This is a genomic window from Staphylococcus sp. NRL 16/872 (assembly GCF_022815905.2).
GTDB lineage: Bacteria > Bacillota > Bacilli > Staphylococcales > Staphylococcaceae > Staphylococcus.
In genome coordinates, this window is sequence record NZ_CP119327.1 from 1,569,247 (window position 1) to 1,586,010 (window position 16,764).

At 33.3% G+C, this 16,764-nt stretch carries 12 protein-coding genes and 2 pseudogenes; all 14 read right to left on the reverse strand.

What is annotated here, in order from left to right; translation table 11 throughout:
- Positions 1–88: 88 nt before the first annotated feature.
- Positions 89–793 carry an elongation factor P 5-aminopentanone reductase gene (ymfI, locus tag MT340_RS07855; RefSeq protein WP_243589477.1) on the reverse strand — a complete coding sequence of 235 codons (705 nt, stop codon included), beginning with the start codon at positions 791–793 and terminating at the stop codon, positions 89–91.
- Positions 793–2,082: an EF-P 5-aminopentanol modification-associated protein YfmH gene (gene yfmH / locus MT340_RS07860; protein WP_243603734.1), complete on the reverse strand. Its 1,290-nt coding sequence runs from the start codon at positions 2,080–2,082 to the stop codon at positions 793–795. Before yfmH ends, ymfI begins: the two co-directional genes overlap by 1 nt.
- Positions 2,072–3,355, reverse strand: coding sequence for an EF-P 5-aminopentanol modification-associated protein YfmF (gene yfmF, locus MT340_RS07865; RefSeq protein ID WP_243589478.1), 1,284 nt, complete (start codon positions 3,353–3,355; stop codon positions 2,072–2,074). Before yfmF ends, yfmH begins: the two co-directional genes overlap by 11 nt.
- 26 nt (positions 3,356–3,381) lie before the next feature.
- Positions 3,382–4,098, reverse strand: a complete 717-nt coding sequence (locus MT340_RS07870) for a GntR family transcriptional regulator (protein ID WP_243589479.1) — start codon at positions 4,096–4,098, stop codon at positions 3,382–3,384.
- Between the two features lie 2 nt (positions 4,099–4,100).
- Positions 4,101–5,558, reverse strand: a pseudogene (locus tag MT340_RS12885) (DNA translocase FtsK); the annotation flags it as partial.
- 143 nt (positions 5,559–5,701) lie between these two features.
- Positions 5,702–6,527 (reverse strand): annotated as a pseudogene (locus MT340_RS12890) (cell division protein FtsK); the annotation flags it as partial.
- Positions 6,528–6,775: 248 nt separating this feature from the next.
- A complete protein-coding gene (rnjB, locus tag MT340_RS07880) occupies positions 6,776–8,449 on the reverse strand; it encodes a ribonuclease J2 (protein ID WP_243589480.1) in 1,674 nt (557 codons plus the stop codon).
- 244 nt (positions 8,450–8,693) lie between these two features.
- Positions 8,694–10,790 carry a polyribonucleotide nucleotidyltransferase gene (pnp, locus tag MT340_RS07885; RefSeq protein WP_243589481.1) on the reverse strand — a complete coding sequence of 699 codons (2,097 nt, stop codon included), beginning with the start codon at positions 10,788–10,790 and terminating at the stop codon, positions 8,694–8,696.
- A 134-nt stretch (positions 10,791–10,924) separates the two neighbouring features.
- Entirely contained in the window at positions 10,925–11,194 is a 270-nt protein-coding gene (rpsO, locus tag MT340_RS07890; protein WP_103299157.1) for a 30S ribosomal protein S15, read from the reverse strand.
- Positions 11,195–11,308: 114 nt separating this feature from the next.
- Entirely contained in the window at positions 11,309–12,280 is a 972-nt protein-coding gene (locus MT340_RS07895) for a bifunctional riboflavin kinase/FAD synthetase (protein ID WP_243589482.1), read from the reverse strand.
- A 14-nt stretch (positions 12,281–12,294) separates the two neighbouring features.
- On the reverse strand, positions 12,295–13,215 hold the full coding sequence (gene truB, locus MT340_RS07900) for a tRNA pseudouridine(55) synthase TruB (protein WP_243589483.1): 921 nt from the start codon (positions 13,213–13,215) through the stop codon (positions 12,295–12,297).
- A gap of 98 nt (positions 13,216–13,313) precedes the next feature.
- Positions 13,314–13,664, reverse strand: coding sequence for a 30S ribosome-binding factor RbfA (rbfA, locus tag MT340_RS07905; protein ID WP_243589484.1), 351 nt, complete (start codon positions 13,662–13,664; stop codon positions 13,314–13,316).
- A 139-nt stretch (positions 13,665–13,803) separates the two neighbouring features.
- Positions 13,804–14,394 carry a DUF5780 domain-containing protein gene (locus tag MT340_RS07910; RefSeq protein WP_243603736.1) on the reverse strand — a complete coding sequence of 197 codons (591 nt, stop codon included), beginning with the start codon at positions 14,392–14,394 and terminating at the stop codon, positions 13,804–13,806.
- A gap of 248 nt (positions 14,395–14,642) precedes the next feature.
- Positions 14,643–16,763: a translation initiation factor IF-2 gene (gene infB / locus MT340_RS07915; RefSeq protein WP_243589486.1), complete on the reverse strand. Its 2,121-nt coding sequence runs from the start codon at positions 16,761–16,763 to the stop codon at positions 14,643–14,645.
- Position 16,764: the final 1 nt, after the last annotated feature.

Consider the following 16,764-nt stretch of genomic DNA (forward strand, 5'->3'; position numbering starts at 1 on the left):
GCATCAGCATGCATTCTTAAAATGATATTCATATTATATCATTTATTTACGTAATGCTAATTAATAATTTAATCTTGTAACCCTGAATTTATAAATACCATGCGCCATTCACTTTTTGAATGGTACCTGTCACACTTTGAGAAAATGGATGCCACAAATAAGCACACGTATGCGCTACCTCTTCAGGCGTCACCATTCGTTGTTGCGGTAGTTCTGCTAAAATGACTTCTTTTTCATCATTGCTAAATGTTTGGGACATATTACCTGAGACAAATCCTGGGGTCACAGCATTCACCGTCACACTTGTCATTGCTAATTCTTGACTCAACGCTTTAACAAAACCAATTTGAGCACTTTTCATTGCAGAATAAATGGTTTCCATACTTGCACCAGTTTCTCCCCAAATAGAAGAGATTACGATAATTCTCCCACTAGGACTTTGACGCAACATATCTACAAAGTAACGACAACATCTTATAAATTGTTTGACATGAATGTTATAACTTTGATCGATATCATCATCAGTCATATCCTGAATCATGCCATATAAAGCTGTACCAGCACTATATACTAAGCAATCTAAATGTTGTATATGACCAAAGATTTGTTCTAATTCAATATCTTTCTTCAAGTCCGTTTGGATAAATTCAACCGCTTCATTTTGATATTTTTCTTTTAAAATGGATACATTCGTATGATGATATTGCACAACAACTTCAAAGTTATCTTTCAATAGTCGTTCTACAATAGCAGTGCCTATACTACCAGATCCGCCTAACACTAAAGCTTTCATTATTGCTTAATCTCCAAGCGGCTATCTACTAAATTGTCTAAGTTTAAATATTGATTTGCCGTTTCATTAATACTATCAAGTGTTATATTTTCAACAATATCTAACATATCAAATACACTTACACCTTCGAAGTATAATTTCGCGTATTGATTCGCAATATATTCTGGAGAGTTTAAACTTGAAATAAATTCACCAATAAATTGTTTTTTCAATAATTCAAATGCCTCAGTATCAGTGAGCGCCCCTTTACGTTGTTTCAACTCATTTAAGAGAACTTCTTTTAACTTGTCAGGATGTTGAGTTGCACTTGTAATAATTGAAAAACTGTATGTAGATTCTAATACAAATTGATAACCGAATGTTTCATCAATTAAATCATTATTCAATAAATCTTGATAAAATTCCGTTTCCTCACCGAAGACTAATTCAAAGAATAAAGTCATTTCTAAATCGCGTTGTACATATTTTTCAGGTGTTTCATTTAGAGGTTGATTTTTAAAACCTAACATCAATCTTGGTGATTGCAACTTCATTTCTTCAGTAACATAAGGTGTTATCACATTGACTGGTTCATCAATAGGGCCTCTTTGAATACTCGGTTGATTCGTTTTATGACGTTTATTTTCATGCGTTTCAACTACTTCACGGATATGCTCAGGATCGACATCTCCAACTACGAATAACACCATATTTGAAGGGTGATAGAACGTTTCATAACATAAATATAAATCATCTTTTGTAATGTCATAAATACTTTCCACACTACCAGCAATATCCACTCTAATTGGATGATTTTGGTACATGGCGCGTAACGTATTAAACATAATCTTATAGCCCGGTTGTTCTTGATACATCTTGATTTCTTCAGCTATAATTCCTTTTTCTTTATCCACTGTTTCTTTTGAAAAGTAAGGCGTCTCTACCATTTCAAGTAAACGTTTAATATTACTATCAACATTATCTGTAGCGCTAAATAAATAACTTGTACGATCAAAGCTAGTGAAAGCATTTACTTGAGCATTGTCTTCTGCAAATGTAGTAAATAAATCCTCATCTTCATCTTTTTCAAATAATTTATGTTCTAAAAAGTGAGCAACACCATCTGGCACAGTCACAAATTCATCACTTTGATGAGGTTTAAATGTGCTATCTAATGAGCCAAACTGAGTAGTATATGTAACGAAGGTTTTTTGAAAACCTTTTTTCGGAATCACAAATAAACGTAAACCATTCTCTAGTTCATGTTCAAAGACATGCTCATCAATAAGTTCATAATATTTATTTTTCATCAGTTTGACCTCCTTTTCCTTTTGTAAGCACATAAATAGTATCAAGTAAGGCTTTATTAGCCATTTCAATGACATCTTCTCTCGTCACATTCATGATAGCTTGAATATACTCTTCATCAGTTTGTGTTTCTTCAAGAAGTAATTGGTTTTGCATTACCTCAATAATACTTTTAGGTCTATCTGCAATTTCTTGACGTTGTGAAACAATAATCTTTTTAGCAAGTGCTAATTTACTATCTTCAAATTCACCATTTTTAAATTTCTCGAATTCTTGTAAAATCGTTTCTTTAGCGATTTCATATTTATCAACCGATACGCCACTTAACACAAATAAATAGCCATTTTTACCATCTAATTGTGAATGGATTGAATAAGCTAAACTTTGTTTTTCACGCACTTCACTGAATAATACAGATGAGGGATCCCCACCAAACATTGTGTTTAAAACGACAAGCGCATAATAATCTTTAGCACCGAAATGTGTAGGAAAACGATAACCAATGTTGAGCTTAGCTTGGTCTACTTCATCCTCTTCAATAATGAATTGAGGTCCTGCTTGATTGTAATTCAATTCAGGCACAGCTGATTTTTGAAGTACAAAAGGTTTTATATCGAATTTTTTCTTAATTAATCGATTTACTTCAGATTCATCTACATTTCCTACGACATATACTGAACAGTCGTCATTATTGATCATAGATTGATATGTATCGTATAAATTTTCTGGTGAAATTTTCGCTATGTTCTCAATTTGACCTGTTGCTAAGTAGCGATAAGGTTCATCTTTGAACATATGTTTTAGCAAATTTAAAAATGAATATTGTGCTTTATTATCTATGAGTGACTCGATTTTTTTAGTTAATAAAGATTTTTCTTGCGCAACAAAAGTAGAGTTAAATGCATTATTTTCAATAAGAGGATGGGCAATTACTTCTTGTAGTAGATTTAATCCTTTTTCAAATAACGGTGTATCATCTCTAAGATAACGTTCATTGACTATTTCCAAAGAGATAGTAATCACGTGTTTATCTTTAAATTTTGAAACAAAACTATTGATATAAGCACCATATAATTCTGATAATTCTTTATTCAATGCTTTATCAGTTGGCCATTGTTTAGTAGCACGAACTAATACTTTACTTAATAGTGCCCTTGCTGTGATTGTATGATAATCAAGTGGTGCCATAAATTTAAAAGTAATCATCGTTGTTTTAAATTTTTCAGTAGGTAATATATTAATGTGTTGAGCCTTATGATTTACTTGCGATTCCAATGTAACGTCTCACTCCTTATTAAGTTTTAAAGTTTTGTGCGCGTTAGTTTAAATTTAACTAAACTACTTTTGACATAATTTAATGAATATAAGATGGGTTTACCCGTTTCATCATAATGTACAACCTTCAATAACATTAAACCTTCATGTGGAGAAGCGTTTAAGATTTCGGATATATGTGGCTCATAGCTAATCGCTTCAACTTCAGTTTCTGCAGATGCCACTTTATGACCTGTATTTGTTTCTATTGCTTTAAGCATAGAGCCATCACTTATTTGATAATCTGTGCAAGTCAAATAACTTTCAGCAATTTTATCTAAGCAGTATATCACTGGTTGATGATTAGCAGTACGTAATCGTTCAATAATGGTAATAGGCTGCTTATCTTCAATTCCTAACATTTGTGCATCTAATATTGAAGCTGGTTGTTGTTCTAAACTTAAATATTCAGTTCTTGATTGATAACCTGCTTTTTCAATCATGTCACTAATGCTAAATAATTTATTTAATGGATAAAAGAAAGGGTGTAAATCTTTAACACTTGGTCCCTCTTCAAAGTTATCTGTTAAGACTTGCTCTGTAATAAGTTCGCCAATTGCGTCATAGACATCATCTGTTTTGACATTCACTTCTCTAGCAATTTCTAAATTGCTAGGAAGTTTGTCACCAGGTTTTAAAGATTGATTGTTTATCTGTCTAAATATATGCTCTTTTACTTTAAAAACTGAGTTTAATTCGGTCATTTTTACACCTCTTCATCATCTAAATCTATTAAAACTTGTCTTGGTTTACTGCCCTTTTGAGGACCGATTACTTGATTGCGTTCTAAATCATCCATTAATCTTGATGCTCTATTGTAGCCAATTCTAAATTGTCTTTGTAATAAAGATGTACTTGCTTTTTGTTTTTCTACTACAAATAGATAAGCTTCATCGTATAATGAATCTTCACTTTTCATTTCTGATTTATCTACAGGTGCATCGGGTTCCATTTCTTTCACATAGTTAGCTTTTTGTTGTTCTACAACATAATTTACTACATCTTGAACTTCTTGGTCACTTAAAAATGCCCCTTGAACACGCGTTTGAGAAGATTCTCCGTTACCAACATACAACATATCACCTTTACCGAGTAACTTTTCAGCGCCTCCAGAACCTATAATTGTTCTTGAGTCTGTCTGAGAACTTACAGCAAATGCAATTCGTGATGGGATATTATTCTTGATAATACCTGTAATGACGTCTACAGATGGTCTTTGTGTAGCAACAATCAAATGAATCCCTGCTGCACGTGCCATTTGTGTAATACGTTGAATAGCGTTTTCCACTTCTTTACCTGCTACCATCATTAAGTCAGCTAACTCATCGACAATAACAACGATATAAGGTAATTCAGCTTGTTTCTCCTCTAATTCTTCATTTTGACGACGTAAGAACTGATTATATCCTTCAATATTTCGTGTTGATGAGTGTTGGAATAAATCATAGCGACGTTCCATTTCAGCTACAACTTTCTCTAAAGCTTGAGATGCTTTATGAGGATTTGTAACTACTGGTATTAATAAATGTGGCACGCCATTATATACATTTAATTCTACCATTTTAGGATCGATTAACATAAGTTTGACTTCATGTGGCTTAGCATTTAATAAAATACTAGTAATAATGCCATTAATACATACTGATTTACCACTTCCTGTAGAACCTGCAACTAATAAATGAGGCATTTCATTTAATTGAATCGTCATTGGTTCTCCAGATATATCTCGACCTAATCCAACTTCTAATTTATTTTGTGCTGGGAATTTAGACTCTAATACTTCTTTTAACGTAACTAATGAAATTTTATCATTTGGCACTTCAATTCCTACTGCTGAACGTCCTGGGATTGGAGCTTCAATTCGCACATCTTTTGCAGCTAATGCAAGAGCAATATCATTATGTAAATTGACGATTTTACTCACTTTTACACCTTGAGCTGGCTGAATTTCATATTGAGTAACGGCAGGACCAATTTTAATTTGAGTCACTTTCGCATTGACACCAAAATTTTTCATAGTAGATTCCAGAATTTGTCCTTTTCTTTGTACTTCCGCTCTAGATGTCGCTTTCTGTTTAGCCGGCTGTTTTAACAATGATAAAGGAGGAATGTGGTAAGCAACATTCGCAACTTCTCCTGCTTCTGAAATAGACCCACCCGTTTGATTACTGTCTTCTGACGAAGTGTCTTGTTGTAGTTTAGAAGGCTTAGGTTCAGTTGATTTTGGTGCTCGTTCAGAAGGTGTTTCTTCATCAAAGTCGAAGCGACGTTTTTTTCTTTTTTTAGATGCCGGTTTCTCTTCTGAATTATCGTTATGCCCATAAATCGGAATATCTTCAGGCGGTGCTTCTACTTCTGGGAAATCACTAACGTCAGTAATTTCTCTTTCTCGTTGTAAACGTTCCTCTTCATTTTGCTCTTTTTGTAATTGTCGCTCTCGTGCTTTTTCTTCTTTTTCACGTGCACGTTCTTCTTTTTTAATCTTATTTTGCTCTCTTTTTTCTTTAAAATTAGACGATGCACTTGAACTTGATGATTTCATCTTTTCAAGAGATAATTTAGCAACATCTCTATGACGTAACTTCATTAGTAAAATAATACTTGATGCTAGTAATAATAAAGTAATAATAATAACACCAGCAATAGAAATTAGTGGCACAAATACTTTTAGTAAATAAAAACCAATTAACCCTCCCCCAAAATTTGGGAAATGTGTATGATTATAAGCTTTATATACATAAGAGAGAACCGGTTCACGCTCCGCAACTGTGCCTTTAGATATATGATATATAATTTGTGCAAAGATTAATAATACAAATTGTAAAAGAATTAAGCCTATCGTACGGCGTGATCTAGGAAAACGTTTTTGCATAGCAATATAGATTGTAATTAAACTTACTAAAATATATGTTAGATAGCGACTCACACCAAATAAGTAATTAAAAAAGCTATCAATCATTCGTCCAACAATGCCGAGTTGAAACATGCCTAATACTGATAAAATGACAACTACAATTGCTATGACATATCTTAAGGAACTATCCTTTTTTTGAGGCTTTTTCTTTTTAGTATTGCGTGCCCTTGTAGAAGTCCCTTTTTTTCTGGTAGTTGTTTTTTTCTTAGTTTGTGGCAAATTTGTACACCTTCTTTTATTTCAAACGTTAATTTTATATGTATTGCTTAAAACAAGTTATAACTATGTATTTATTTCAATTTTTTCAAAAATTAGGAAAGAGGTTGAGACAATATCATACATCTTTAGACTAAAATAGCCTCTAACTTAAGTGAATAACAAAAATACATGAGTTTGTGATACCCCAACATTCTATTATTACACTGCTATGATGTGTTGTCCCGACCTCTTTTTTTATTGTTTGTATCTTATATTTCAGAAATGACTGGTATAATCATTGGACGACGTTTTGTACTTTCAAATAAAAGCTTACTAATTTGATCTCGCATATTTTGCTTAATATCAGACCATTCAATACGCTTCTCTTGAAGTCCAGCTTCAACGATTTCACGTACTTTTTCTTCAGCTTCTTTCATCAAGTCTTCGCTTTCGCGTACATATACAAAACCTCTTGATTGAATTTCAGGTCCTGCAGCAATACGTCTATTTTTAGGATCTAATGTTACAACTGCGATAAAGATTCCATCGTCTGCTAATAAATGACGGTCTCTTAATACAATGTTACCTACATCTCCAACCCCAATACCATCAATTAAAATATTTCCTGATTGTACTTTTTCGTTTAATACCATATCTTTACCATCATAGTGAATAACATCGCCTTTTTCTACAAGGAAAATCTTTTCAGGCGCAACACCCGCTTCATTTGCTAATTTAGCATGAGCAATTTGCATTTTAAATTCACCTTGTACAGGGATGAAATATTCTGGTTTCATGATATTAATCATCATTTTTAATTCTTCCATACAGCCATGACTAGACGCATGGATTTTTTTATTATTAGGAATAATGTGTGCACCTGCACGCACAAGTTCATTCAATGTATCAGCAATAATAACTTCCATATTTGCTGAAGCGGTAATTGCTAAATAAACTGAATCGCCTTCTTCAATATTCATAATTTTATGTTTATGTTGAGCCATTTGACTTAACGCCTCAATTGGTTCGCCTTCCATACCTGTAGCAATAATCACGACTTCATTTTTAGGATAATTCTCAACTTCATTAATAGGGATTAATAAGTCTTTTGGAATATCAAAATATCCCATTTTACGTGCAATGTTAAATGAACTTTCTAATGAACGTCCTAAGAATGAGACTTTACGGTTTAATTTGCTAGCCGTATTAAGCACTTGTTGAATGCGAATGAAATTAGATGCGTAACAAGACACAATCAAACGTCCTCGCACTTTAGCAAACGCATCATAAATGTGTGTTTCAATTACATTTTCCGGTGTATTGTAACCAGGTTTCTCTGCTTCTGTAGAATCACTGATTAATGCAAATACGCCTTCTTCTCCAATTTCAGCCATTCGTTTAATATCTGGTGCATAATGACCTTGTAAACTTTGATCAAATTTAAATTCACCCGTGTAAACAATTGAACCATAAGATGTATGAATACAAATACCTAGGCTGTCTGGAATACTATGCGTCGTATTAAAGAATGTGATGTTTACATTTTTAAAACGCATCACTGAGTCATGGTTAACAGTATAATAGCGCACTTTTTTCTTCACATTTCTTGATTTCATGTATTCTTTAACTAGTGCTAATGTCAATTTCGAACCATAGACTGGCGCATCAATTTGTTCAAGGATATAGCTTACTGCACCAATCGCATGTTCATGACCATGACTTAAAAAGATACCTTTTAATTTTTCCTTATTCTCAATTACATATTGAATGTCAGGAATAACAATATCTACACCTAACATTTCATCCTCTGGGAACATTAACCCAGCATCTAACATGAACATTTCATCGTCTACTTCAACGATATACATATTTTTAGCGATTTCGCCAACACCACCGAGTGGGATAATGCGAATATCGTCATTTTTTTTCTTTACTAAACTCAAAATGTTACCTCCTATATAATAATCCCCGTCCATATAAACTCATCATTTATTATAATTTAATTTATGTAGGATGTACACTATTAAAGTACTTCATTACTTCTTCTAATATAGGCAATAACTATTAATACTTGTTTTTTGTTTGAATTTTCATTTTCAGAAAAGTGATTTAACCAAAAGTATAAAGAGTTAAAAAATAAGGTTAAGGCGTATCAAACGCCCTAACCTTTAATTTCTGTCTTGCTTCCTACTCATCTAATGCTTTGTGAGATGCATTAACGCGTCCTTGTTTATCAATTTCAGTAATTTTAACTTCAATTGTATCGCCAATTTTTAATACATCTTCAACTTTATTTATACGTTCTTTAGAAATTTGAGAGATGTGTAATAATGCATCTTTGCCTGGGAAAATTTCTACAAATGCGCCGTATTTCTCAATACGTTTAACTTTAGCATTGTAGACTTGACCAACTTCAGCTTCGCGTGTGATATCTTCAATGATTTCACGAGCACGGGTAATCATCGCTTGGTCAACTGCGCCGATAAAGACTGTACCATCTTGTTCAATATCTAATTTTACGCCAGTTTCATCAATGATTTCATTGATTTTCTTACCACCAGGTCCGATAACGTCTCTAATTTTATCAGGATTGATGTGGATGATTTCTACTTTAGGTGCATACGCACTTAATTCTTTACGTGGTTGATCAATAGTTTGTAACATGTGATCCATGATTGCTAAACGACCCTGACGTGCTTGTTCAAGGGCTTCTTCAATCACTTCTCTTGTTAAACCATCAATTTTAATATCCATTTGGATTGCAGTAATACCTTCTTTAGTACCTGCTACTTTAAAGTCCATATCACCTAGTGCATCTTCCATACCTTGAATATCCGTTAAAATAGTATAACTATCTTCACGTGTTACAAGTCCCATTGCAATACCTGCTACCGGTGCTTTGATTGGAACACCTGCGTCCATTAATGCAAGTGTTGAACCACAGATTGAAGCTTGTGAAGATGAACCGTTAGATTCTAATACTTCACTAACAATACGAATTGTATATGGGAAGTCAGCAGTATCAGGAATAATATATCTTAATGCTCTTTCACCTAAAGCACCATGTCCAATTTCACGACGGCCTGGTGCTCTTACAGGACCAGTTTCCCCCACTGAGAAGTTAGGGAAATTATAATGATGCATAAAGCGTTTTTCAACTTCTGGTCCTAACCCATCAATTAATTGATAGTCGCCTAAAGCACCTAAAGTTAAAACAGATAAAGCCTGTGTTTGACCACGTGTGAATAATCCTGAACCATGTGCACGTGGTAATAAACCAACTTCAGATTCTAAAGGACGAATTTCATCTGGTTTACGACCATCTGGTCTAATTTTTTCATCTGCGATTAAGCGACGCACTTCTTCTTTAACTAAATCGTTAAGAATAGCGTAGACTTCATCAATTAATAATTCATTTTCAGGATCAGCTTCGTCGACAAACTCAGTTGCAATTTCAGCTTTTAAAGCATCTAAATTCTCATCGCGTTGTTGTTTATCGAAAGTTAAGACTGTTTCTTTCAAGCCTTTTTCTTCTGTTAAAGCTTTCACTTTATTCACAAGTTCTTCGTCACGTTCAACCGGTACGAATTCTTTCTTAACGGGCTGAATATGTTCCACAACTTCTTCTTGGAATGCCACTAAACGTTTGATTTCTTCATGACCAAAGAAGATCGCTTCAAGCATTTCTTTTTCAGTAATCTCACTTGCGCCCGCTTCCACCATGTTAACTGCATCTTTATGACCAGCTACTTCTAAATCTAAGCGTGAAACTTCTTTTTGCTCAAGTGTAGGATTGATTACATATTCTCCATCAATATAACCGACATTTACGCCGGCAATTGGTCCTTGGAATGGAATATCTGACACACTTAATGCCATTGATGAACCAATCATCGCCGCCATTTCAGGTGAACAATCTGGATCTGCACTTAATACTGTATTCATAATTTGTACGTCATGACGGTAGCCTTTTGGGAAAAGTGGTCGAATCGGTCTATCGATTAAACGTGCAGTTAATGTTGCTTCATCTGCAGGACGACCTTCACGTTTTTTAAAACCACCAGGAATTTTACCAGCAGCATACATTTTTTCTTCATAATTCACTGTTAATGGGAAAAAGTCACCATCACGTGGTTCTTTTGAGGCAACAGCCGTCGATAATACTACCGTATCACCATATCGTACTAACACTGCACCATTAGCTTGTTTCGCTAATTGACCTGTCTCAATCGTTAACGATCTTCCAGCCCACTCAGTTTTAAAAACTTTTTTATCTTGAGACATTATGAATCTCCTCTCTGAAATCTAATATCTACATCATATCATTAATTTTTATAATTTTATATTAGTGATTATCTAAAACGATAAAAAAAGGAAAGTACCAAACCAAGTGGTGCTTTCCTTTAAATATATTAATATTAACGACGAATACCTAATGATTTAATTAATTCACGGTAACGTTGAATATCTTTACCACGTAAGTAGTTTAATAAGTGACGACGACGACCTACCATTTTTAATAATCCACGACGAGAATGGTGGTCTTTTTTGTGTTCACGTAAGTGTTCGTTTAATGCAGTGATTTCTGCAGTTAAAACAGCGATTTGTACTTCTGGTGAACCAGTGTCAGTTTCGTGTACACGATATTCTTTGATAATTTCATTTTTACGTTCTTGAGTAATTGCCATAATTAAATTCCTCCTAAATTTTGTATACACCTTAATCTGAGCTAAGCGTCGGAGTTTCAACTTGCCAAGAGAAAGGAATAAATTTGATAAGTCTTATATTTATAAAACTCAACTTTAGATATTATACGATACTTCATCTCCGAAATCAACAGCTAATAGATATTTGGCACGTTCTTTATCATTGTTCATTTGTTCTACTAATGGGTCAATACCATCAAATTTAACTTCTGGTCTTAAGTAGTGGTGCCAATAAACAATCACGCGTTCACCATAAATATTATCACTAAAGTCGAAGATGTTTACCTCAATAACTACCTCTGCTTTTGATGAATCATGAAATGTAGGTTTCACCCCAACATTTGCTACGCCACGATAGATTTTATTTTCTGCACCAATAGCCATACTTACTGCATATACACCTTTTTTCGGTAAAACGTAATCATCACTAGGTTGAACATTGGCAGTAGGGAAACCAATCGTACGTCCACGTTTTTCGCCTTGTACTACCGTGCCTTTGATACGATATAAATAACCTAATTGTTCATTTGCTTTTTTCAAGTCACCATTTTTTAATGCTTCTCTTATAGCAGTTGTTGAAATCTTCTCAGATTCCATTTCTTGTTTACCAACTATAGTTGTATTAAATTCTTCCATTTCGTTTAAAACTGACATATTACCTTTTCCAAATTTACCATATGTAAAATCGAAACCGGCAACCACTTCTTTAACATCATTATTAATGATGTATTCTTGCGCAAATTCTTCGGCAGTTACATTAGCAAATCGAGAAGAGAAATTAATGACAATGCAATAATCGATGTCATGTTGCTCAATCATCTCAAGTTTATCTGAAAGCGGTGTTAAATAATCCGTACGTTTACGTTCTGGATTTAACACTACAGAAGGATGCGGATCAAAAGTTGTGACTGCTTTTTTTAAATTTTTCTCTTGAGCACGTTTATTTAATGCTTCAAATACTTTATTATGTCCACGATGCATTCCATCAAAAAAACCAAAAGCCATGGCTACTTCTTCTTGAATTAATTGGTCTTTTTGAATTGGATGGGTTACTTCTATCACTTTCATAACGTCTAACTCCTTTAATTGAATACTTTTTTAGGTTTTATTTCATGTGGTTTGTCAGGATGTTGAACATAAATAGCCATTGCTTTATCGGTGTCTGTATCTTTAAATACAAGTTGATCACTTGCTATAGATTTTTCAAATATTTTCTTATTAAATTTCTGGCCATTCAAAATTCTTTTTTTCATTTTTTCATCCGATATAGGTATCTCAGGCAAACTTTTCAAACCATATTCTATAGGAAATAGATGGGATTGTAATGCTTCTTGCTCATGGAATGTTGAAATTTGTTCAAGTGTTAAACTTTCTTTTATATCAAAGCCACCTGAAGTTGTACGCGTTAATAAAGACATATGCGCTGGATAGCCGAGTTCTTTACCTATATCAGTGGCAAGTGTACGAATATATGTCCCTTTTCCACAATGAACAATAATATCAAAGTGACATTGATTATCTTTGAATACTAACTCTGACGTGCGCTCGATTTGTTTAATATTCACTTTCCTCTCTGGTCGTTCTACCGTTTCACCGTTTCTCGCATATTCATATAATTTTTTACCATTCACTTTTACTGAAGAATACATAGGTGGGATTTGCGTAATGATACCTTGAAATTCTTCTAATATTGAATCAACTTGACGTTCACTAAGTTCATTTGTCGTAATGTTAACCTTTTCCACAACATCCCCAGTTTGATCTTCAGTAGTCGTACTTTCACCAATTGAAACGGTTGCTTTATAAGATTTACCCATATCCATAATGTAGTCACTCACTCTAGTAGCAGGACCAATACAAATAGGTAACACCCCTGCCACTTCTGGATCTAGTGTGCCAGTATGACCAATTTTTTTCGTTTTTAAAATTTTTCTTAATTTAAATACAACATCGTGACTTGTAAGTCCACGTTCTTTATATACGGGTAAAATACCGTTGTACATAATTACACACCCTTGTCTTAAAACGATTTATGTATAAGTTTTATTTCCCTAATAATTGAGAGGCTGAGGCATGATACTATGCCTCAGCCAATCTATCATTATTTATCTTGTTTGTGTAAATCTTGAATCATTTTTTCAATTTTATTTCCGTATTCGATTGACTCATCATATTCAAAGAATAATTCTGGAATAATACGTAATCTCATTCTTGATCCAAGTTCAGATTTAATAAATCCTTTAGCTTTGTCTAAAGCTTTGAAAGTATCTTTAACTTCTTTATCACTACCAAGTACTGTTAAATACACTTTAGCTTGTGATAAGTCATTTGTTAAGTCAACATCAGTAATTGTGATAAATCCTACTCTAGGATCTTTCACTTTATTATTAACGATATCCATAATTTCTTTTTTCATTTGTTCGCCAACACGTTCTGCTCTCATGTTACTCATGGATATTTCACCTCTTTAAAAATTTTGTCCTATTATTATACCCTTATAAATTAACTAGTAAAGACATGATTTATAATTTCACTATGAAAATTTTTGCTCATTATTTTATTATATCTTATTAGCCTCAAAAACAAAATTTTTATTCTTCAGTTTCGAGTGAATTAGTAGTATTTTTACTTCCTTTAATGTCTTTTAATCGTTTTTGACCATAAACTTTTTCAAATTTTTCATAAAGTGGGTTTTTCCAAGTGTGACCATCAAAATCTTTATAGGCAGAAACAATAATTTTATATGATGCTATTTTATTATCACTTTCTAAATTAAATATTTCTTTATCACTACTACTGTGACCTGTCAAATTGATTTCATCATCTGCATAATTACTAATATATGCATCTTGGCTAAACGCCATTGCAAAATCAGGTTTGATTGGTAAGCCGTTTTTATCCCATGCAACTACAGCTAAAGTCACTTCTTTAATATCTTTATTACTGTTATTTACTATCGTTGGATTTAATTGATCCCATGTTCTAAGATAACCATCATCAGTATCTTTATCTATGAACTTTACATTTTCAACATGTACGTCCTGTTTTTTTAATTTCTTATCAATTGTTTCAGCATTATTAGATGAAAACACCCCGTCGTTATCTGCTTTTACAGAACTACAACCTGATAATAATACTCCACTTATACAACAACCTATTGTTATGTTTGTAATTTTTTTCATGTTAATCCCCTTTGATTTTATAATTTAATTATTGAAAAATAATAACAAAATTATAATAGCAACAAACGTAATTTTTTAGAATATAGATTGTAATATAACTTTTTCAATTTTATTTACTTAATAATCTTAAAATATAAATAATACTTAAATAATAATTGGAAACTATATAGAATCCAACAAATAATGATAAAAAAACTATCAACTAAGCTTTTCGCTTAGTTGATAGTCTAAAAATATTAATTCAATTATTATCTTTCAACTTCTACCATTTCAAAGGCTTCGATAATGTCACCTTCTTTGATATCGTTAAATTTCTCAATTGTAATACCACATTCGTAGCCTTGCGCTACTTCTTTAGCATCGTCTTTGAAACGTTTTAATGTGTCTAATTCCCCTTCAAATAATACGATACCGTCTCTGATAACACGTACGCCTGCGTTACGTGTGATTTTACCTTCAGTTACGTAACTACCTGCAATTGTACCAACTTTAGATACTTTGAATGTTTGACGTACTTCAGCTTGTCCGATTACTTGTTCTTCAAATTCAGGGTCTAATAAACCTTTCATAGCTGATTCGATTTCTTCAATAACGTTGTAAATGACACGGTGAAGACGCATATCTACATTTTCAGCTTCAGCAGCACGTTTAGCACCAGCATCAGGACGAACATTAAATCCGATAATGATACCATTTGATGCATTAGCTAATGTTACGTCTGATTCGTTGATAGCACCTACGGCAGTGTGAATGATACGTACATTTACGCCTTCAACATCAATCTTCATTAATGAAGCGGCTAAGGCTTCTACTGAACCTTGAACGTCACCTTTAATAATTACGTTAAGATCTTTCATTTCACCTTGTTTCATTTGTTCAAATAAGTTATCTAATGAAACGTTTTTACTTTCTTGACGTTGTTGAATCACGCTTGCCTCATGACGTGCTTCACCGATACGACGCGCTTGTTTCTCATCTTTGAAAATAACGAAACGGTCACCTGCTAAAGGCACATCATTAATACCCGTAATTTCAACTGGAGTTGATGGACCTGCAGTTTTAATTCTTTGACCAAGGTCATTTACCATAGCACGAATACGTCCATAAGTATTACCTACTACGATTGAATCACCAACATTTAATGTACCGTTTTGTACAAGTAATGATGCTGCTGGACCACGTGATTTATCTAATTCTGCTTCAATTACTGTACCAACAGCTTGTTTATCAGGATTAGCTTTTAATTCTTGAACTTCAGCTACTAAACCGATCATTTCTAATAAGTCATCGATACCGTCGCCACTTAACGCTGATAATTGAACAAAGATTGTGTCGCCGCCCCAATCTTCAGGAATCAAACCATATTCAGTTAATTCTTGCATAACGCGATCTGGATTAGCAGTTGGTTTGTCAATTTTATTTACTGCAACGATTGTAGGTACATCTGCCTCTTTGGCATGGTTAATCGCTTCAATTGTTTGAGGCATTACACCATCATCTGCTGCTACTACTAAGATAGTGATATCAGTAACTTGAGCACCACGTGCACGCATTGTAGTGAAAGCTGCGTGTCCTGGAGTATCTAAGAAAGTAATTTTCTTACCAGCATTTTCAATTTGGTATGCACCGATATGTTGCGTAATACCACCAGCTTCGCCAGCAGTTACTTTTGTATGACGAATTGAATCAAGTAAAGTTGTTTTACCGTGGTCAACGTGACCCATGATAGTTACAACAGCTGGTCTTTCAATTGCATCTGGATCGTCTTCTTCATTATCAAAATAAGTTGAAAGATCTTCTTCATTAACGACTACTTCTTTTTCAATTTCTACGCCATAATCATCAGCAATTAATTCTAACGTTTCTTCGTCTAGAGATTGGTTAATATTCGCTACAATACCTAATAAGAATAATTTTTTAATGATGCCTGATGATTCAATATTTAATTTATCCGCTAATTCACCAACAGTAATGCCTTCTTCATAAGTGATTTTTGATGGCATTTCTTTAGGTTCAGCTGCTGGTTTATTTTTATTTCCTTTATTATTGTTCTTGTTGTTCTTATTATTTTTGTTGTTTTTATTTTTATTATTGTTTTTATTGTTTTTAGGATTAGCGTTTCCTTTGTTATTTTGTTTCTTGTTATTATTGTTGCTTTGTTGTTTTTGGTGATTATTTTGAGTAGTTTGTTTATCATTATTACCACTTTGTTGTGGTTTAAATTTCTTATCAAGCACTTTAATTTGATCGTCTTCAAGCGCCTGCATGTGATTAGATACTTCTACGTCCATTTTTTTTAACTCATCGATAATCTCTTTACTTTTCACGTTTAATTCTTTCGCATATTCATAAATTCTTTTTTTACTCATA

What these genes read in the sequence shown, in the direction of transcription:
- ymfI (WP_243589477.1), bottom strand. Translation starts at nt 793, where the DNA reads ATGAAAGCTTTAGTGTTAGGCGGATCTGGTAGTATAGGCACTGCTATT.
- yfmH (WP_243603734.1), bottom strand. Translation starts at nt 2,082, where the DNA reads ATGAAAAATAAATATTATGAACTTATTGATGAGCATGTCTTTGAACAT.
- MT340_RS07870 (WP_243589479.1), bottom strand. Translation starts at nt 4,098, where the DNA reads ATGACCGAATTAAACTCAGTTTTTAAAGTAAAAGAGCATATATTTAGA.
- pnp (WP_243589481.1), bottom strand. Translation starts at nt 10,790, where the DNA reads ATGTCTCAAGATAAAAAAGTTTTTAAAACTGAGTGGGCTGGAAGATCG.
- rpsO (WP_103299157.1), bottom strand. Translation starts at nt 11,194, where the DNA reads ATGGCAATTACTCAAGAACGTAAAAATGAAATTATCAAAGAATATCGT.
- MT340_RS07895 (WP_243589482.1), bottom strand. Translation starts at nt 12,280, where the DNA reads ATGAAAGTGATAGAAGTAACCCATCCAATTCAAAAAGACCAATTAATT.
- truB (WP_243589483.1), bottom strand. Translation starts at nt 13,215, where the DNA reads ATGTACAACGGTATTTTACCCGTATATAAAGAACGTGGACTTACAAGT.
- rbfA (WP_243589484.1), bottom strand. Translation starts at nt 13,664, where the DNA reads ATGAGTAACATGAGAGCAGAACGTGTTGGCGAACAAATGAAAAAAGAA.
- MT340_RS07910 (WP_243603736.1), bottom strand. Translation starts at nt 14,394, where the DNA reads ATGAAAAAAATTACAAACATAACAATAGGTTGTTGTATAAGTGGAGTA.
- infB (WP_243589486.1), bottom strand. Translation starts at nt 16,763, where the DNA reads ATGAGTAAAAAAAGAATTTATGAATATGCGAAAGAATTAAACGTGAAA.